General features: G+C 69.7%; 15 protein-coding genes. 3 read left to right on the top strand and 12 right to left on the bottom strand.

From position 1 onward, the window contains the following. Positions 1-124: 124 nt before the first annotated feature. From ACFWYS_RS05775 to ACFWYS_RS05785, 3 genes are all read right to left on the bottom strand, one after another. Positions 125-2,392 (bottom strand): ABC transporter permease, encoded by a 2,268-nt coding sequence (locus tag ACFWYS_RS05775; protein WP_384763806.1) that lies wholly within the window; start codon positions 2,390-2,392, stop codon positions 125-127. Beyond that, a complete protein-coding gene (locus ACFWYS_RS05780) occupies positions 2,389-3,009 on the bottom strand; it encodes an ABC transporter ATP-binding protein (protein WP_384763809.1) in 621 nt (206 codons plus the stop codon). Before ACFWYS_RS05780 ends, ACFWYS_RS05775 begins: the two co-directional genes overlap by 4 nt. 166 nt (positions 3,010-3,175) lie before the next feature. Beyond that, positions 3,176-3,403 carry a hypothetical protein gene (locus ACFWYS_RS05785; RefSeq protein WP_384763812.1) on the bottom strand — a complete coding sequence of 76 codons (228 nt, stop codon included), beginning with the start codon at positions 3,401-3,403 and terminating at the stop codon, positions 3,176-3,178. Positions 3,404-3,699: 296 nt separating this feature from the next. Between ACFWYS_RS05785 and ACFWYS_RS05790 the strand changes: the two genes are divergently transcribed. Continuing rightward, on the top strand, positions 3,700-4,509 hold the full coding sequence (locus ACFWYS_RS05790) for an HAD family acid phosphatase (protein ID WP_384763814.1): 810 nt from the start codon (positions 3,700-3,702) through the stop codon (positions 4,507-4,509). Positions 4,510-4,512: 3 nt separating this feature from the next. On the opposite strand, the gene ACFWYS_RS05795 is transcribed toward ACFWYS_RS05790, so the two are convergent. Next, the gene (locus ACFWYS_RS05795) at positions 4,513-6,711 is read right to left on the bottom strand and encodes a family 43 glycosylhydrolase (protein WP_384763817.1); all 2,199 of its coding nucleotides are present in this window, start codon (positions 6,709-6,711) and stop codon (positions 4,513-4,515) included. Between the two features lie 234 nt (positions 6,712-6,945). On the opposite strand from ACFWYS_RS05795, the gene ACFWYS_RS05800 reads away from it, so the two are divergent. Beyond that, positions 6,946-8,100, top strand: a complete 1,155-nt coding sequence (locus ACFWYS_RS05800; protein ID WP_384763820.1) for a right-handed parallel beta-helix repeat-containing protein — start codon at positions 6,946-6,948, stop codon at positions 8,098-8,100. Between the two features lie 218 nt (positions 8,101-8,318). On the opposite strand, the gene ACFWYS_RS05805 is transcribed toward ACFWYS_RS05800, so the two are convergent. From ACFWYS_RS05805 to ACFWYS_RS05815, 3 genes are all read right to left on the bottom strand, one after another. Further along, complete coding sequence (locus tag ACFWYS_RS05805) at positions 8,319-9,149, bottom strand: pectate lyase (protein ID WP_384763821.1); 831 nt, start codon at positions 9,147-9,149, stop codon at positions 8,319-8,321. Positions 9,150-9,232: 83 nt separating this feature from the next. Further along, complete coding sequence (locus ACFWYS_RS05810; protein ID WP_384763824.1) at positions 9,233-10,078, bottom strand: hypothetical protein; 846 nt, start codon at positions 10,076-10,078, stop codon at positions 9,233-9,235. Then, positions 10,075-10,644 carry a SigE family RNA polymerase sigma factor gene (locus ACFWYS_RS05815; RefSeq protein WP_384763827.1) on the bottom strand — a complete coding sequence of 190 codons (570 nt, stop codon included), beginning with the start codon at positions 10,642-10,644 and terminating at the stop codon, positions 10,075-10,077. The genes ACFWYS_RS05810 and ACFWYS_RS05815 overlap by 4 nt, the downstream gene beginning before the upstream one ends. A 251-nt stretch (positions 10,645-10,895) precedes the next feature. On the opposite strand from ACFWYS_RS05815, the gene ACFWYS_RS05820 reads away from it, so the two are divergent. After that, positions 10,896-12,347, top strand: a complete 1,452-nt coding sequence (locus tag ACFWYS_RS05820; protein ID WP_384763830.1) for an NCS2 family permease — start codon at positions 10,896-10,898, stop codon at positions 12,345-12,347. A gap of 1 nt (position 12,348) precedes the next feature. On the opposite strand, the gene ACFWYS_RS05825 is transcribed toward ACFWYS_RS05820, so the two are convergent. The 5 genes from ACFWYS_RS05825 to ACFWYS_RS05845 all read right to left on the bottom strand — a co-directional run bounded on the left by ACFWYS_RS05825 (position 12,349) and on the right by ACFWYS_RS05845 (position 17,615). Beyond that, positions 12,349-13,794 carry a peptidoglycan D,D-transpeptidase FtsI family protein gene (locus ACFWYS_RS05825; protein ID WP_384763833.1) on the bottom strand — a complete coding sequence of 482 codons (1,446 nt, stop codon included), beginning with the start codon at positions 13,792-13,794 and terminating at the stop codon, positions 12,349-12,351. A 55-nt stretch (positions 13,795-13,849) separates the two neighbouring features. Further along, on the bottom strand, positions 13,850-14,500 hold the full coding sequence (locus tag ACFWYS_RS05830) for a response regulator (protein ID WP_384763836.1): 651 nt from the start codon (positions 14,498-14,500) through the stop codon (positions 13,850-13,852). Then, complete coding sequence (locus ACFWYS_RS05835) at positions 14,497-15,753, bottom strand: sensor histidine kinase (RefSeq protein ID WP_384763840.1); 1,257 nt, start codon at positions 15,751-15,753, stop codon at positions 14,497-14,499. Before ACFWYS_RS05835 ends, ACFWYS_RS05830 begins: the two co-directional genes overlap by 4 nt. Then, complete coding sequence (locus tag ACFWYS_RS05840) at positions 15,750-16,757, bottom strand: hypothetical protein (RefSeq protein WP_384763843.1); 1,008 nt, start codon at positions 16,755-16,757, stop codon at positions 15,750-15,752. Before ACFWYS_RS05840 ends, ACFWYS_RS05835 begins: the two co-directional genes overlap by 4 nt. An 84-nt stretch (positions 16,758-16,841) precedes the next feature. Further along, entirely contained in the window at positions 16,842-17,615 is a 774-nt protein-coding gene (locus tag ACFWYS_RS05845; RefSeq protein WP_004002235.1) for an IclR family transcriptional regulator, read from the bottom strand. Between the last annotated feature and the right edge of the window lie 130 nt (positions 17,616-17,745).

Genomic DNA, 17,745 nt, shown 5'->3' on the forward strand with positions numbered 1-17,745 from the left:
GCCGACGGCCCACCCGCGGGGCACCACCCCCCCGGGGGCCCCTTTAACCGCCCCTGCGGGGCGCCCACACACGCGCCCCGCAGAGGCCGCCCCCCCGCTTCACACGTCGATTCCCCGCGTCCCGTCAGTCCCGGCGGATCAGCTCGGGGTCGATGCGGCGGCCGACCAGGGGGAGGGTGCCGATGATCGCCATGGTGAGGACGCCGAGGGTGGAGGCCAGCAGTACGGGCAGGCCCGCGCCGTCCCAGAAGATCTCGCCGCCGCCCGTGACCAGATAGGCGGTCTCGGCCAGCTTGCCCGCGGCCAGGGCCAGCAGCAGGCCGATCGCGAGCGGCAGGACGACCTGCAGACACTGCACCGTGCGCAGGGTGCCGGCCCGGGCTCCGATGAGTGCGAGGGCGGTGACCTGGGACCGGCGTTCCACGGCCCGGTCGGTGACCGAGACCAGGAACGCGGCCACGCCGATCACCAGGCCCATCACCATGCCCAGTACGAGGAGCGTCTTGATCACCGTGAGCTGCTGCAGGGCCTCGACGTTGACGCCCGTCGGATCCACGTCGGCCGTCGGCGCGATCGCCCCGATGCCGTCCAGGACCGCGCGCACGGTCGCCGGGTCGGAGGAGGAGGCGAGGACGAGAGTGGCGGACACCGGGACGGCGCCGGGCGGCAGCTCGCCGGGTGGGACGAGGATGCCGGTGCCCGGCAGGTTCGTCACCTCCTGACCCGCGAACAGCACGGTGTCCTTCGGCACCGGGATGCGCAGGGTCATGCGCTTGCCGTCCTGCTTCAGCGTGTAGGTGGAGGCCTTGAAGGGCTCGACCCCGGTGTTCGGGTCCGACAGGCGCATCACCTTGCCGTCCACACAGCCCTCCACCCGCCGGGTCAGCGCGGCGAGCTGGGCGCAGCTGGCGACCAGGGCGGTGGCCTGGTCGTCGTCGGTGTCGCTCTGCAGATCATCGTCGAAGTCCATGACGACGACGGCCACGTCCACACCGGGAATCTCCCGCAGCCGCTGCTGCTGGTCCCGGCTCAGCCGGGACAGCTGCAGGCCGTACTCCTGGGTCGGAGAGGAGCTGCGCGAGACCTGGCTCAGTTCGACCAGGACTCCCTGGGCGAGGGACGCCGAGAACACCAGCAGCACCAGGCCGGTGACCACGCGCATCGCGCTGCCGGGCTCGACCTCGTTGCGCCGCATGGCCAGGTTGAGGGCGAGGTTGCCGGAGCGCGCGAGCCGCTTGGCCAGCAGGTACGACAGCAGCGGCAGCGTCAGGACCAGACCGAGGCCGGTCAGCAGCACACCGGCCGGGACCAGCAGGGCGTTGACGCCGCTGCTGCTCGCGGGGTGGTCGGTCAGGCCGGTGGCGCTGAAGCCGACGATGATTCCCAGACCGGTGACGAGCAGCAGCCCGCCCCAGACGCGTGGCGATCTGGGGGCGGCGACCCGACGGGTGGCGAGCGGGTTCCGGGCCGCCGCGCGGGCGCTCGCCCGGCCGACGAACCAGGCCAGCAGCGGGCAGCCGAGCAGACAGATGGCGATCGTCTGCCCCGAGGCCGCGCCGTCGGCGGCGTACCACTTCAGGCCGGGCAGGCCCGTCCTGGCGACGATCTGGTTGAGCAGCCAGAACTCGGCGAGACCGAGGGCCGCACCGAGCAGGGCCGCCACGACGGTCTCGGCGGCGTTGACCCGCTGGGTGCCCTTGGCGCTGAGTCCGAGCAGACGCAGCGCCGCGAGCCGTCGGTTGCGGCTGGCGGCGGACAGCTTGGCGCACACCGACAGGAAGATGCCGAGGGGCAGCAGGACCAGGGTGGCCAGGGTGAAGCGGAGGATCTCCAAGGTGGAGGGGTCCACGGCCCAGGTGGGCGGGTACTCGCTGCCGAAACTCTTCAACGCCCGTGCGCCGTCGCCGAGTTGGGCACGGGTGGTGCCGACGTAGGCGTAGAGCTCGTTGGGGTCGGCCAGACCTGCCGCGCCGATCAGGCCCTTCTCCGTGCCGGGCAGCAGGCCCCTGAGACCGGGCTCGCGCCGGAGCTGGTCGTGCAGGGCGGGGGAGACGTACACCTCACCGGGGCCGGGCAGCTTGCTCAGGCCGGGCGGCGGCGCGGGTGTGTCCTGGGTGCCCAGGGCGATGAAGACCCGGCCGAACGGCCTGGAGCCGTGCGGGTCCCGGAACTCCTGCACCAGGCTCCGCTGACCGGTCGGCTGACCGGCGTAGACCCGGGGGTCACGGGCGGCGGTCCGCCCGTCGTGGGCGTCGAGGATCGCCGGGATCGTGAGGACGAGCGCGAGACAGCACACACCGAGCGACCCGCCCAGGGTCATCAGCAGAAAGCGGGCGCGGTTGCCCCGGCCGGAGCCGAACAGCAGCCGCAGGCCGAGCAGGAACTCCCTCATCCCGCCGCTCCCATGGGGGCGAGCACACCGTCGGCCATGGTGTAGCGGCTGTCGGCCTGCGCGGCCACCGTCTGATCGTGGGTCACCAGCAGCACGGCCGTGCCCTGCGAGCGGGCCAGGTCCAGGAACTCCTTCAGAACAGCAGAGGCGTTGGCACTGTCGAGGGCGCCGGTCGGCTCGTCCGCGAACACGACAGCGGGCTTGTGCACCAGGGCCCGGGCGACGGCGACGCGCTGGCTCTGCCCGCCGGACACCTGGGACGGCCGCCGCTCGCGCAGCTCGCCGATGCCAAGACGGTCGAGTACCTCGGCGGCGGCGTCGAGCGCGGGGCGCTTGCGCTGACCGGCGAGGCGCAGTGGCAGGGCGGTGTTCTCCTCGATGGTCAGCTCGGGCAGCAACTCGCCGTACTGGAAGACGAACCCGAACCGCTCCCGGCGCAGGGCGCTGATCTCCTCGTCGTCCAGGTCGGCGAAGGTCTGCCCGTCGAAACTGATCCGGCCCCGCGACGGCGGCAGCACCCCCGCCAGGCAGTAGAGCAGCGACGACTTCCCGGAACCGCTGGCCCCGGTGATCGCCGCGACCTCGCCCCGGGCGAGCGCGAGATGGGCGTCGCGCACGGCCGGAGTGGAGCCGTAGGAGAGCTCGACACCGCTCGCGGAGAGGATGTGTGACGCGTCTGACGTACTGGTACTGATCGTTTCCCCCGGAGGCCGGAGGGCCCCGGCGGTCAGACCGGGGCCCAAAGGTTGTTCTGTGACCGACGGTGTCACCCGTCAGTCTCTCCTAGCGGTGGTATTCCTTCGTCACCGAGCAGTTGTCCGGGTGGAGCGAACCCCGGTCGCGGCAGGCCCGTATCCAGGCGTCATCGGTGTGCAGCGCGGCACCGTCGTAGCTGAGCTTGTCCAGCCAGACGGTCTTCTTCTGCTTGCCGTTGAACCGGCTCCAGTCGTATCCCTCGACGCGGACCTGAACTGGACACCACCGCTGTTCAGCTTGGGAATGCCCTTCCACGCGGCGCGAGCCTCGGCCGCACCGGTCGTTCCCCCGCTTGCCGTGGCGAACGCTGTCCCCATGCCGGCCAGAAAGAGCCTGGTCGCGAGCACACCGACAGACGGCTTTCGATTCACTTGCTTTCCCTCTCGTGATAAGCATTCGCAAATGTCATGCACACCCTTCACGGACATCGCACCGATCCGAGGGAACCCGAACCCCGGTTTTCGCATCCCCGGCCCCCACCGGATCTCCCCAGATCTCGATCTCGCAACGGAACTCGCGCAGACGGGGGTGACGCGCGTAGAAAATCTGTCATGCATAAGCCATCGCACAAGTCACTGCGTGTCGCGGCCGTCACCGCCGCCTGTGCCGTCGCCGGTGCCGCCCTGTACGGCGCCGGTGCCGCCACGGCCGGACAGTCGACCGCGAACAGCACCCATGAGCCCTACAACATCGGGCTGCTGGCCAAGGACATCGACACCTACTACGGCACCTCGCTCGACGCGAACGGCGTCTACCAGGCGTCGAAGGACAGCCCCTACGCCGAGGACCTGGCGAGGATGGACAAGGCCGCCCGGAAGTACATAGACAAGGCGGCCCGCAAGGCGCTGCACAAGGGGGAGAAGCCGGCGGTCGTCTTCGACATCGACGACACGCTGCTGCTCAGCCTCGACTACGAGAAGAAGACCAACTACACCTTCAACGCGACCACTTGGGCCGAGTACGTGAACAAGGCCGACCGCCCGGCCGTCTTCGGCAGCCCGGAGCTGGTCCGGTACGCCGAGTCCAAGGGTGTCGAGGTCTTCTACAACTCCGGTCTGAGCGAGGCGCAGCGTTCCGCCGCCGTCGAGAACCTGAAGAAGGTCGGCGCCGATGTGAACCTCGACGCCGACCACATGTTCCTCAAGGACAAGGCGAACCCGCCGGCCTATCTGAGCGCCTGCGCCACGCCGGGTACCTGGAACTGCACGACCGTGCAGTACAAGTCAGGCACCCGGGGGCACATCGAGGACGACCTCGGGTACGAGATCATCGCCAACTTCGGCGACCAGTACTCGGACCTGGAGGGCGGCCGCGCCGACCGGACCTACAAGCTGCCGAACCCGACGTACTTCGTCGGCTGACCCTCACCGCCGTACCGGCCTGATGCCCTCCAGCGTCGGCACCACCGGCTCGATCGTGCCGTCGGCCGCGAACTTCATGCGGTCGACGGTCGTCTCGCGGTGCATACCGTCGCCGCCCGGCCTTCCGGGGCCGTTCAGGGCGAAGCGGTGGTAGACGATGTACCAGTCGTCGGTGCCGGGGGTGTTGACCACCGAGTGGTGGCCGGTGCCGAGGATGCCGTACTCCGGGCGCTTCTGCAGGATGGTGCCCCGCTTGGTCCACGGGCCGAGCGGGGACGGGCCCGTCGCGTACGCCACGTGGTAGTTCTCGCTGCGGGTGTCGTCCTCGGACCACATGAAGTAGTAGGTGCCCTTCCGCTTGATCACGAAGGAACCCTCACGGAAGTTGCCGGGCGTGATGTCCCGCACCTCCGACGCGTCGAACGACACCATGTCGTCGTTGAGCGGGACGACGTACCCGTGCCCGTTGCCCCAGTAGAGATACGACGTCCCGTCGTCGTCCGTGAACACCGCCGGGTCGATCATCTGGCCGGGCAGTGAACCGCCCTTCGCCACCAGCGGTTTGCCCAGCGCCTCCTTGAACGGACCCGCCGGGGAGTCCGCCACCGCCACGCCGATCTGCTGCTCGGCGCAGAAGTAGAAGTAGTACTTGCCGTCGCGCTCGGCGATCGCCGGTGCCCACGCGTACTTGTCCGCCCAGGGCACGTCGGGGCCCAGGTCCAGGATCACGCCGTGGTCCTTCCAGTGGACCAGGTCCTTCGACGAGTACGCCTTGAATCTGGTCCCGCTCCAGCCCTGGAAGCCGTCGGTCGTCGGGTAGATCCAGTACTCGCCGTTCAGATAGTGCACGTCCGGGTCGGCGTTGAGACCGGGCAGGACCGGGCTTCCGGTCCGTACCGCCTCCACCGTCCAGGTGCGCTTCGTGCCGTCCGCGGCCGTCACCGTGTACGTCTGCGGCTTGCGGAAGTCACGCCGGGTGCCGGACCTCGGGGTGAGGGAAGCGCCCTCGCCGACCCACAGCTTCGGGGCCAGCCGCGCCAGGTCGGCGTCCGGCCGCATCGGCAGGACCACCTTCGACGCGCTCTCCGTGACGGTCGCGTACCCCTTCTGGTCCTTCGCCGTCGCGTCCACCACCGAGGCGGGGCTCGCCGGATACGCGGCCAGCAGCCGGTCGTACTCGGCCTGCGTCACCGGAATCACCGTGCCGTGGCGGGGGCTCGCGGGCAACTGGTAGTCGGTGGACGGCGTCCACCTGCCCGAGTCGAGGTCGGTGGTCTCGAACGGGACGTAGCCGCGGCCGCCGTACTCGTCGATGAACAGGTACCACTTGTCCTCGGTGTTCGACTTGAACACCGTCGGGCCCTCACCGCGCTCCATCGCAGCGCTGCCGACGCAGTCGGCCACGAAGTCGTACGAGGTGTCGGTCAGGCTCGTCGACTTCTCCGCGGTGATGAACTTCGAGCAGGGCGAGCCGGAGCCCGGGTCCCGCTCGTCCTTGGTGTAGCGGTAGTAAGTGCCCTTGTGCCGCACGACCGTGGAGTCGATGACCGAGTAGCCCGGGTCGTTCCAGACCTTCGCCTCGCTGAAGGTGCGGAAGTCCTTCGTCGTCGCGTACAGCATCTTGTTGTACGTCGAGCCGGTGTGGTCGGGGTCGTCGGCCGCGTACAGCTTCGACGCCCAGAAGACGACGAACTCACCGAGGCTGTCGTCCCAGTACGCCTCCGGCGCCCAGGTGTTGCCGGCGTTGTCGGGGGAGACCCGCGCGAGGCGCTGATCGGTCCAGTGGACCAGGTCGGTGGACTCCCAGACCATGATCGACTTGCTGCCGTGCCGCTGGACCTGGTCCCAGCTGCCGCTGCTGTTCCGGTACATCCGCAGGTCCGTGGCGATCATGTAGAACTTGTCGCCCTCGGGGGAGCGGATCACGAAGGGGTCGCGCAGGCCCTTCTCCCCGATCGTGGAGGTGAGCACCGGCTTCCCGGCGTTCAGCTCACGCCAGTGCAGCGGGTCGTTGCCGCGGCTGAGGGCGTAGCGGATCTGCTCGCCGTCGGCGGTGCCCTCGCCGGTGAAGTAGGCGAAGAGATAGCCGGCGTACTTGGACTGGTTCACGGGTGGAGCTCCTGAACGGGCGGAACCGGGTGGTGCGGTGAGCAGGGCGAGAAGCAGCGAGAGACAGGCGACGAGGAGTATGCGTGGGCGCATGCCGCTCCTGTGTGAGTGTGGGGGTTCATGTTGGGTGGTGTGCGCCTTCGGAGTCTCACCAGCGGGAAACGGCACGTCAATCGGTGCGTGTGTGATCAGGGGCGGCGAAAGTTTCGCTCGGTTTCGGTGAGGTGTGGCAACCTTCCCGCCCCCGGTGGCGACCAGATGCCAGAAGCGGGCCGGGGCGGCCCCTCCGGCCCGCTTCGTCCCCATTGCCTAGGAAAGGAACGCCCTGTGCTTCAGAGCACCGGACGCCACCGCAGGACACGCACCCTCTCCATCGCCGCCGCCGTGGCCGTCGCCGCGGGGGCGGGCGGCGTCCACCTCGGCCTCTCGAACGGCGGCGCCGAAGCCGCCTCGACCACGGTCACCGTGTCCAGCACCGCTCAGCTGGAGTCGGCCGTCAAGAACGCCGCCGCCGGTACCACCATCCAGGTGCGCGGCGGTACCTATCAGCCGGCCGCCACCCTCAAGTCCACGGCGAACGGAACGAGTTCGGCCCGGATCACGCTCCGGGCGTACGGCGGCGAGAAGGTGCGGATCGACGGCTCCAAGCTGCCCGACGGATCCTGGCTCGCCGGGATCTACGGCGACTACTGGACCGTGCAGAACCTCACCTTCGTCAACTCCCCGGCCCAGGGCTTCGTCGCCACGTCGAGCGTGGGCGGCGTCTTCAAGAACCTCGTCACCGCGAACAACGGCGACTCCGGGTTCACGCTGCGCGGCGACGGCACGAGTGGCAACCTCGTGCAGAACCTGGACAGTTACGGCAACTACGACCCCGCCGGGCACGGTCAGAACGCCGACGGGATCGCCGTGAAGTTCGGCTCCGGAACCGGCAACAGGATCACCGGGGCGCGCCTGTACAACAACTCGGACGACGGGATCGACCTCTGGCAGTTCTCCTCGCCGGTCACCGTCGAGCACACCTGGGCCTACGGCAACGGCAGGAACCGCTGGAACGACTCCGCCTTCGAGGGCAACGGCAACGGGTTCAAGCTGGGCGGCGGCGGTGCCTCGGTCGCGCACGTCGTCGACAACAACGCGGCCTGGGACAACTCGCTGCACGGCTTCACCGAGAACTCCAACACCGGGGCGATCGCCCTCAACCGCAACACCGCGTACGCCAACGCCGAGACCGGGTTCTACTTCGCCACCGGCAAGGCCCGGCTGGGCCGCAATCTCGCGGTGGGCAACAAGAAGGGGCTCTCCAAGCTGGGTTCGCCGGCCGTCTCCTCGGCCAACAACTGGGACAGCGGCGTGGCGACCCCGGCCTTCAGGTCGAAGGACGCCGCGACGGCGTACGGGGCGCGCAAGGCTGACGGTTCGCTGCCCGCGACGACCTTCCTGACGACGGACTCGACCACCATCGGCTCGACGATGAACTAGCCCTCGCCACAAGCCCGAACGCCCCGCCTGTCGTCACAGGCGGGGCGTTCCTGTTGCCGGCCGAGGGGGGCTCTGCCGGCGCTGCTGACCGAGGGGGGCTCAGGTCAGCAGGTCCGTGTGTCACGCACTACTAGGGACGTCGAACGTGAACATGTGGTTGTTTCCCACGGTGAGGGAAGGTGCCGAGGGTTGTGCGGGAGCAGTGGGGGCGAACCCGCTCACTGGTAGGCGATGTCGGACGCCGTGAACTTGCAGGAGGTCCCGTCGGGGCCGCTGCCGAGCTCCTTCGGCTCCTTGCCGCTGCTGTTGCCCTCGAAGCGGGTGCAGGTCTTGATCTTCTTGCCGCTGTCGCCGTGGATACGGATCTTGCGCAGCGCGGCCGTGTCGCCGTAGTTGGAGTTGATGCCGACGATCGACTTGCCGGGCGCGGTGACGTCCACGTCGTTGATGATGATCGTGCGCTTGAACTGCGTGGAGCAGTTGCCGCAGGAACGCACCAGCTTGCCGAAGTTCTCCACCTGGAACTTGGAGACGACCAGCTTGCCGGCGCCGTTGAACTGGAGCACCTTGTCGTCGGCGTTCCTCGCGCCGCCGCCGTACACCGTGTACACGGCGGAGGACGACTTGCCCTTGAAGGTGGCGGCGTCCTCGCCGACGTCCAGCCACCACACGTTCTGCAGGGTGCAGGAGCCCTTGCAGTGGACGCCGTCCGCGGCCGGGGTGCCGATGACGACGTTCTTCAGGACCGCACCGTCGGCCAGCTCGAAGATCGGGTCCTGGCCCTCCTCCTGGCCGCTGCCGCCCAGGTCGCCGGTGCCGTAGAACTTCGCCATCCTGCCGTCGTACGTGCCGGACACCGGGATCGTCTTGGCCACCGGCTTGCTGCCGTTGGGCGTCGGCCAGGACGCGGCGGCACCGGCGGTGGACATGAGCGTCGTGGTGACGATCGCCGCACCGGTGATGCCGAAGGCGGAGGCTCCGGCGATCAGCGCCCGTCGCTTCGTGACCTTGCGGCGGTGGCTGACGCGCTGTTCGGCTCGTGCTGTCATTACCCAAATCCTTGCCTGGGGGATCCTTGCGACTCTTGGTCGCCCCCGGGTGAAGGAAGGGTTGCCGGGCCTTCGGGATTTTTTTACGAATCCCCTGCGTCTGTGCCGGAGTTGTCGTCATGGCCTGCGAAGTCGCCCGCCACGGACAGCTGTTCGCCGCTCGCGGTGGCCGTCATCGCATAGCTGTCGTCCCCGGCGTCCCGGCCGCCGCGCTCATGGTCGTACTGCCCCGCGAACACCCAGTCGCCCTCGCGGACCGTACGGCCCTCCTTGAGCACCCAGGTGTAGACGACGAAGCCGTCCTTCTCCTCGACCGTCAGCGTGAAGTCGTCCTCCGGCAGCGAGCGCCAGGCGCCGGTGGAGGTGACCCCGCCGGTCTGCGCGACCTTCAACCGCACGGTGAGCGCGGTGAGTTGCTCACTCGTCCTGAGGGTCAGGTTGCTCTGCGCCCAGAAGTCGTTGCTGTGCGGGTCCACCGAGCCGTCGGACCACAGGGGGCCGTCCTCCTCGCCGTTGGCGGTGGGTGGCAGGGGGTTCGCGGACGGCTGCGACGGGGGCCTGGTCGTCTCGCGGGACTCCGGCGTGGGCTTCGGCTTCGGGCTCACCGGCGGGACCGGGGCACGGCGCGTCGCGTCCGGCGACGGTGCGGGCGTGGGTGAGGTCGCAACCGTCTGCTGCGGGGTGTCCTCCTTCACGGCGGACGCCACCGCGTAACCGCCGACCGCGAGAACGCCGGCCACCGCGGCCGTCGCGGTCACCACCCGGAACCAGCCGTAGACCGGCGGACGGGTCGCCCGGTGGTCGGGGCGGGTCTGCTCGGCCATGCCGCGCTCGACACGGGCCAGGATCCGCTCGCGGTCGGGCCGGTGCGCCTCGGCCGCCTCGTGCAGCCGGGCGCGCAGTTCGTCGTGCACGTCCCGCCGCATCATCGGTTCCTTCCTCCGGCGCTCCCGGTGCGGGCCATGGCGGCCGCATGCACCTTGAGCGGAGCTCCCTGGGCCCCGAGCAGCCGTTGCAGCTCGGCCATCCCCTTGGAGGTCTGGCTCTTCACCGTACCTACCGAGACGCCCAGGGCGAGCGCGGTGTCCTTCTCGGACAGGTCGAAGGCGTGCCGCAGCACCACACAGGCGCGTTTGCGGAACGGAAGTCTACGCAACGCCTCCTGGACGTCGACGACGCCCGCGACATCCGGGTTCTCGGTCTTCTCCTCGCGCTGCGACCAGAACAGGGCGATACGCCGCCGCTCCCGGACCGCGCTGCGGATCCTCGTACGGGCCAGATTGGCGACCACCCCGCGCGCGTACGCCACCGGATGGTCGGCAGCGCGCACCCGGTCCCAGCGGTGCCACAGCGCCAGCAGCGCGTCCGCCGCCAGATCGTCGGCGGCGTCGGCCTCGCCCGTCAGCAGATGGGCCAGGCGGGACAGTTCGGCGTAGTGACGGTCGAAGAAGGCATGGAACTCCACGGAGGCGGCGTCGTCGACGACCGTGCCCACGGGTGACCCCTCCCTGCCTGTGCGTGTCATGTGTATGACATGTGATCGATTGGAGATCATCCGGACGAGAAGCGGAAGCGTAGCAGCGATCGAGTGCGCGGTTCGTACGAGGCTTCGAACGGCGTATGGCAGGCCGTACGGTGAGCAGCACTGATTCCGTAACACGGGGAAAACCTGAAACGGGTTCAACAGGGGAACAATCCAGCCAGCATCCGCACACCGATCAGTCAGGCAGCAAGGAGCGACCCGTCATGTCCGATACCCAGAAGGTGACCGACCGGCCAAGTGCCACGCCGGAGGGTGTGAACAGCGTCGACCGGTTCTTCAAGATCTCCGAGCGGGGATCCACCTTCGCCCGTGAGATACGGGGCGGCTTCGCCACGTTCTTCACGATGGCCTACATCCTTGTCCTGAATCCCATCATCCTCGGCAGCGCGAAGGACAAGTTCGGCGACCAGTTGGATGCCGTCCAACTCACCACCGCCACCGCCCTGGTGGCCGCGGTCATGACGATCATCATGGGTGTCGGCGGCAACCTGCCGCTCGCGCTCGCCGCGGGCCTCGGTCTGAACGCCGTCGTCGCGTTCCAGATCGCCCCGCTGATGGCGTGGGACGACGCGATGGGGCTGGTCGTCCTCGAAGGCCTGCTGATCTGTGCGCTGGTGGTCACCGGGCTGCGCGAGGCCGTGATGCACGCCATCCCGCAGCCGCTGAAGCAGGCGATCAGTGTCGGTATCGGCCTATTCATCGCCTTCATCGGTTTTGTCGACGCCGGGTTCGTCAGCCGGATCCCGGACGCCGCGAACACCACCGTGCCGGTTCAGCTGGGCGGCACCGGCCAGCTCGCCGGGTGGCCGATGCTCGTGTTCTGCCTCGGAGTTCTGCTGACGATCGCGCTGCTCGCCCGCAAGGTGAAGGGCGCGATCCTGATCAGCATCGTGACCATGACGGTCATCGCGATGATCATCAACTCCGTCACCGACATAAAGGCCTGGGGTCTGACCACGCCGGCCTGGCCCGACAAGGTCGTCGACACCCCGGACTTCGGACTCATCGGTGACTTCAGCCTGTTCGGCGCGTTCGGTGAGACCACCGCCATCACCGTCGTCCTGCTGATCTTCACCCTGGTGCTGTCCGACTTCTTCGACACCATGGGCACGGTCGTCGGCATCAGCGCGGAGGCCGGCCTGCTGGACGAGCAGGGCAAGGTGCCGAACCTCGGCAGGGTGCTGCTGATCGACGGCGCCGCGGCGGCCGCCGGCGGTGCGGCCTCGTCGTCCTCCGCGACCTCCTACATCGAGTCGGCGGCGGGCGTCGGCGAAGGCGCGCGCACGGGCTTCTCCAACCTGATCACCGGCGGCCTGTTCGGACTCGCCCTGTTCCTGACCCCGCTGCTCACCATCGTCCCGCTCCAGGCGGCCGCCCCCGCCCTGGTCGCCGTCGGGTTCCTGATGATGACCCAGGTCAAGCACATCGACTGGGACAAGTACGAGATCGCCATCCCGGCGTTCCTGACCATCGCGGTGATGCCGTTCACGTACTCGATAACCAATGGCATCGGGGCGGGGTTCGTCGCGTACGTCGTCATCAAGGCGGTGCTCGGGAAGGCGAAGGAGATCCACTGGCTGATGTGGGGTACGTCGGTGCTGTTCCTGGTGTACTTCGCCATCAACCCGATCGAGCAGCTCCTGGGCGTGAAGTGAGCTAGCTCTTGAGTGCCGCCTCCATCACCTTCCTGGCCACGGGGGCGGCCAGCCCGTTACCGCTGACCTCAGACCGTGCCGCGTCCGACTGTTCGACCAGTACCGCCACGGCGACCTCCTTGCCGTCGGCCTTGCCGTACGACGTGAACCAGGCGTACGGCGTCTTGCTGTTCTTCTCGCCGTGCTGGGCCGTGCCCGTCTTGCCGCCCACCGTCGCGCCCGAGATCTGGGCGTTCGTGCCCGTGCCCTCCTCGACGACCGTCTGCATCGCCGACTGGAGTTGCTCGGCGGTGGACGAGCTGACGATCTCCTTGCTGTCGGCCCCGTCGTCGTAGTTCTCCAGCACATCCCCGCCGCTGTCGGTGATCTGCGACACCATGTGCGGCGAGACCAGCTTGCCGCCGTTGGCTATGGCAGCCGACACCATGGCCATCTGCAGCGGGGTCGCGGTGACGTCGAACTGGCCGATGCCGGACAGGGCCGTCTGCGCCTTGTCCATCTCGGAGGGGTACACGCTGGCGTACGCCCGCACCGGTACGTCCTGCGACTCGTCGTTGAAGCCGAACTTCTCGGCCATCGCCCGCACCTTGTCCTGGCCCAGGTCGACGGCCATCTTGCCGAAGACGTTGTTGCACGAGTACTGCAGCGCGACCCGGATCGAGGCGTTCTCACAGGGGGCGGACGGGTTCTCGTTCGTCAACTGACTGCTCGACTGGGGCAGGTCGTAGGGGTTCGGGCTGACCGTCTTGTCGTCCACCGACTTGTACAGCCCGTCCTCCAGCGCGGCCGCCGCGACGACCAGCTTGAACGTCGAACCCGGCGGCAGCGGCTGGCGCAGCGCACGGTTCGTCATCGGCTTGTCGGAGTCCTTGGTCAGCTGCGTCCAGGCGTCCGAGTCGCCCGTGGTGATCCGCGACGGGTCGTACGACGGAGTGGAGACGGTCGCCAGGATCTTCCCGGTGGCGGGGTCGATCGCGACGGCCGCGCCCTTCTTGTCGCCGAGCGCGTCGTACGCGGCCCTCTGCACGTCCGGGTCGATCGTCGTGATCACGTTGCCCGGGTCCGACCGCTTGTTGGTGACCGTGTCCAGCGCGCTCTTCAGACGGTTGTCGGTGCCGTCCAGCAGATCCCGGTAGACGCCCTCCAGCTGGGTGGCGCCGTACGCCTGTGAGCTGTAGCCGGTGACCGCCGCGTAGAGCGAGCCGTCCGTGTACGTCCGCTTGTACGCGAGGTCGCCGCTCTTGGTGCGCGCCGAGCCGGTGACCGACTTGCCGCCCACCACGATGTTGCCGAGCGGCTCGCTGTACAGCGCGATCGTGTTCCGCCGGTTGTCCTTGTCGTCCGCGAGTGCCTTGCCGTCGTAGAACTGCACCCATGTCGCCCTGACCAGCAGAGCGAACACCAGCAGCAGCACGAAGACGGATGCCCGCCTGATCGTCTTGTTCATCCCACCCGAGAAGACGAGCGGGATGCGGGCAATCGTTCCCTTGCGACCCGTTTTCTCATCGAGCGTTCATGAAGCCCGCCTCGTACGCGGCGATCACCGCCTGGGTGCGGTCCCGGGTGCCGGTCTTCGCCAGGACCGCCGCCACATGCGACTTCACGGTGGCCGGACCGACCTCCATGCGCCGGGCGATCTCCGCGTTGGTCAGGCCCCGCGCCATCAGCCGCAGCACCTCGCTCTCGCGTCCCGTGAGCCGCGCCACCCAGGGCGGCGGCGCGGGGTACGCGCGCGCGTGCTCGGCGGCGAGATCCCGGACGGCCGACGGGAACAGCAGGGTGTCGGAGCGCGAGACCAGCCGTACCGCCTGCACCAGCGCGTCGGCGTCCGCCCGCTTCAGCAGGAACCCGGCGGCTCCGGCGCGCAGGGCGTCGTAGACATAGGAGTCGTTCTCGAAGGTGGTGACGACGACAACGCGGGGCGGATCGTCGAGCGTGCCGAGGATCTGCTCGGTGGCCCGGATACCGTCGATCTCGGGCATCCGGACGTCCATGAGGACGACATCGGGTCGCCGGTCCCGTACGACGGTCACGGCCTCGGCGCCGGTGGCCGCCTCGCCGACCACCTCCATGTCCGGCTCGGCGGAGAGGATGGCGCGCAGGGCGCTGCGCACCATGCGTTCGTCGTCGGCGAGGACGATCCGGATCGTCATGTCGGTCCCTTCAGGGGCAGTCGTACCTGCAGCCGCCACATTCCCTGCGCGGGGCCGGCCTGAGTCGTCCCGCCCAGCAGCCGGGCCCGGTCGGCGATGCCGCGCAGGCCGTGGCCGCCGCCGGGGCGACAGACGGGGGCGTGGTCCAGGGGGTTCTCCACGGTGATCGCCAGCTGCCCGTCGGCGGCCTCGATCCGCAGGGTCACCGTCACCCGCTCACCGGCGTGCCGGAGGGCGTTGCTCAGCCCCTCCTGCACGATGCGGTAGGCCTCGCGGGACAGCACCGGCGGCAGTGCCCCGGGGTCGATGCCGACCGTGGCCGTCACCCGCGTCCCGCCCGCGCGGGTGCGGCGCAGGAGACAGTCGAGGTCGCCGCCGAGGGTGGGCGCCGGGGCCGTACCGGGAGCGTCGCCGTCCCTCAGCACGCCGAGCACGGTGTCGAGTTCACCGACCGTGCGCCGGGTCGTGTCCTCGATCGCGGCGAGGGCCTCGCGCACGAACTCCGGGTCGGTGTCGAGGACTCGGCGGGCCGCGCTCGCCTGCAGGGTGACCGCGCTGAGGGCATGGCCCACGGAGTCGTGCAGCTCGCGCGCGAGCCGGTTGCGCACGGCGAGGTCGGCGGCGCGCGCCTCGGCCGCCGCGAGCCGGTCCTCCGGCGCGGGCCCGAGCAGCGCGGGCGCCCAGCGGGCGAGGAGCGTGCCGGCGACGGCCGCGCAGCCGGCCAGCGCCAGCAGCGTCGCCACCCCCGCGACCGGCGCCAGCGCCAACACCCAGGTCTGGTTGAGGGATTCGGGGAGTTCGACGAGCTCCGCACCGCCCAGCCACACGAGCAGCGGCAGCGCGGCCAGGAACCCGGCGAACGGCGGCACCGCCAGCGACATCCCGGAGATGATCCCGCCGAACCCGAGATGCAGCGTGAACCAGGCCGCCGTACGCCCCTTCGCGGCCCGCGTCCGGGCGGGGCCGTGGGCGAGCAGCCCCGCCTCGACCCCGCACAGCGACCGCACCGCACCCGCCTCCAGCGACCGGGTCAGCGGGAACAGGGCGGCGGTGACGGCGGCCAGGGGCAACCCGACGGCGAACGAGAGGAGTTGCAGGGGCAGGTCGTTGAAGACATACCGGGAGTCGGTGGCGGGCCCGACGACGAGCTGGCCGACGAAGACGTACGGCATGGCGAGCGCGCCGCCGAGGATCAGATGGATCCAGCGCCGGCGCGCCCGCCGCCCGAACAGCCGGCGGACGAACTCGGTCACGCCGTACGACGCTTCCGGCCCGCGGCACGCTCGGCGAGGAAGTGGACGCCGAGGCAGGCGACGAGGATGCCGACGATCATCTGGCCAGCGTAGGTCAGGTTCATCAGCGGTGTCGGGCCGTCGCCCAGGTCGGTGAGCGGGGCCAGCGACAGCCAGCCCGCCCAGCAGACCGTGGCGGCCGAGCCGACCCAGACCAGCGCGAGCGGCAGCTTGACGGGCAGGGCCCGGCCACGCCGGAAGGCGAGCAGCAGCCCACCGGTGACGGCGGTGGCGAGGAAGACGGCGGACAGGGCCTCCATGACGTGGAAGCCGCTCGTGCGGTCGGCGGCGAGCGGCTCGCCGAGCCCGGCGGTGCCGCCGCACGCCCACAGGACGTGGGTCGTCAGGGGCGGCAGGGCGAGAGCGGCCGCCGCTGCCGCGACCGCACGCTGCGCCGCCCCGATGACACCGACCGGCAGCTCCCACACCCGCCCCTCCCACAACCGGCCCCAGCGGTCACGGGCGTACAGCACGAACAGGGCGCCGAGCGCGAGGCCCTGCACGATGAACCCCGTGTAGACGACCCCGAAGACCCAGTCGTCGAGGAACGGCTCCCTGTCACCGCCCCCGGTGCCGGCCGTCCCGCCCAGCGCGTTGACGAGGAGCTGGAGCGGAAACCCGGCCATGATCGGCGCGAGCAGCCCGGTGGCCACCCATGCGGGGAGGCCGAGCAGCCACGCGGGCACCCGCAGCCCCCACGGCCGGGTCAGCACCAGCGCGAGCACGATCACCGCGCCGTCCATCACGACGGTGACACCGTTGGCCACGGCCATGCTCCCCCGGTGCTCAAGCAGCGAGCTGCCGTCCGGGATGCCGAGACGGCTCCCGGCGAGCCACGCGATCTTGAGTGAGAGGTACGGCACGCACGAGACGACGGCGACGGCCCGCAGGAGCCGGCGGGGCCGGCCGAGACCGACGGCGCCCCGGTCGGTCACCGGGGCGGCATGAGCGAGTGTCTGCGTCATGCCCCCACGCTCCCGCGTGGAGTCCCGCCAGTACGTCCTGCGCGCAGACGATCCGTCTCCGCCGTGCGGGGGAGACGGGGATCGTCAGAGTCTGCGGGTCGCCAGCGTCAGCCGGTCCCGGGCGTCGAACAGGGCGTCCTTCACCATCTGTTCGTGCGCGGGCGTCAGCCGGGCCACCGGCACCGAGCAGCTGATCGCGTCGCGCGCCGGGGTGCGGTACGGGATCGCGACGCCGAAGCAGCGCAGCCCGAGGGTGTTCTCCTCGCGGTCCACGGCGAAGCCCTGCTCGCGGACCTGGTGGAGCTCCTCGATGAGCTTCTCGCGGTCGGTGATGGTGTTCTCGGTCAGCGCGGGCAGCGTCTCCGGGAGCATCTTGCGGACCTGCTCGTCGGTGTAGGTGCTGAGCAGCGCCTTGCCGAGGGAGGTCGAGTGCGCGGGGAGCCGGCGGCCGACCCGGGTGAAGGGGCGCAGATAGTGCTGGGACTGGCGGGTGGCGAGGTAGACGACGTTGGTGCCGTCGAGGCGCGCCAGGTGAATGGTCTCCGTGGTGTCGTCCGACAGCCGGTCCAGCGTCGGGCGGGCCGCCGCGACCACCTCGTCGCCGTCGATGTACGACGTGCCGACCAGCAGCGCCCGGACGCCGATGCCGTACCGCGTGCCCGTCGCGTCCGTCTCCACCCAGCCCAGCTCGACCAGCGTGCGCAGCAGCATGTAGAGGCTGGACTTGGGATATCCGACGGCCTCCTGGACCGACGCGAGGGAGTGCATGCCGGGGCGTCCGGCGAAGTATTCGAGCAGTTCAACCGTCCGTACCGCGGACTTGACCTGCGCCCCACCGCCCGTCTCGCCAGCCGACATCGCCCTTGACCCCTTCGTTCGACGGGAAATAGTCTCCAACAGCATATTCATCATCAGAGACAGCGTTCAGTATATCGAACGAGCCTGGTGGATGACCCAGTACTGCGGCAATACATGTGTGGAGGGACCC

It is taken from the genome of Streptomyces sp. NPDC059010 (assembly GCF_042740355.1).
In the GTDB taxonomy this organism is placed as follows: domain Bacteria; phylum Actinomycetota; class Actinomycetes; order Streptomycetales; family Streptomycetaceae; genus Streptomyces.

Bases quoted from the DNA above. Each gene is read 5' to 3' on its own strand.
- ACFWYS_RS05775 (WP_384763806.1), bottom strand. From the start codon at position 2,392: ATGAGGGAGTTCCTGCTCGGCCTGCGGCTGCTGTTCGGCTCCGGCCGG.
- ACFWYS_RS05790 (WP_384763814.1), top strand. From the start codon at position 3,700: ATGCATAAGCCATCGCACAAGTCACTGCGTGTCGCGGCCGTCACCGCC.
- ACFWYS_RS05795 (WP_384763817.1), bottom strand. From the start codon at position 6,711: ATGCGCCCACGCATACTCCTCGTCGCCTGTCTCTCGCTGCTTCTCGCC.
- ACFWYS_RS05805 (WP_384763821.1), bottom strand. From the start codon at position 9,149: ATGACAGCACGAGCCGAACAGCGCGTCAGCCACCGCCGCAAGGTCACG.
- ACFWYS_RS05810 (WP_384763824.1), bottom strand. From the start codon at position 10,078: ATGATGCGGCGGGACGTGCACGACGAACTGCGCGCCCGGCTGCACGAG.
- ACFWYS_RS05820 (WP_384763830.1), top strand. From the start codon at position 10,896: ATGTCCGATACCCAGAAGGTGACCGACCGGCCAAGTGCCACGCCGGAG.
- ACFWYS_RS05825 (WP_384763833.1), bottom strand. From the start codon at position 13,794: ATGAACAAGACGATCAGGCGGGCATCCGTCTTCGTGCTGCTGCTGGTG.
- ACFWYS_RS05830 (WP_384763836.1), bottom strand. From the start codon at position 14,500: ATGACGATCCGGATCGTCCTCGCCGACGACGAACGCATGGTGCGCAGC.
- ACFWYS_RS05840 (WP_384763843.1), bottom strand. From the start codon at position 16,757: ATGACGCAGACACTCGCTCATGCCGCCCCGGTGACCGACCGGGGCGCC.
- ACFWYS_RS05845 (WP_004002235.1), bottom strand. From the start codon at position 17,615: ATGTCGGCTGGCGAGACGGGCGGTGGGGCGCAGGTCAAGTCCGCGGTA.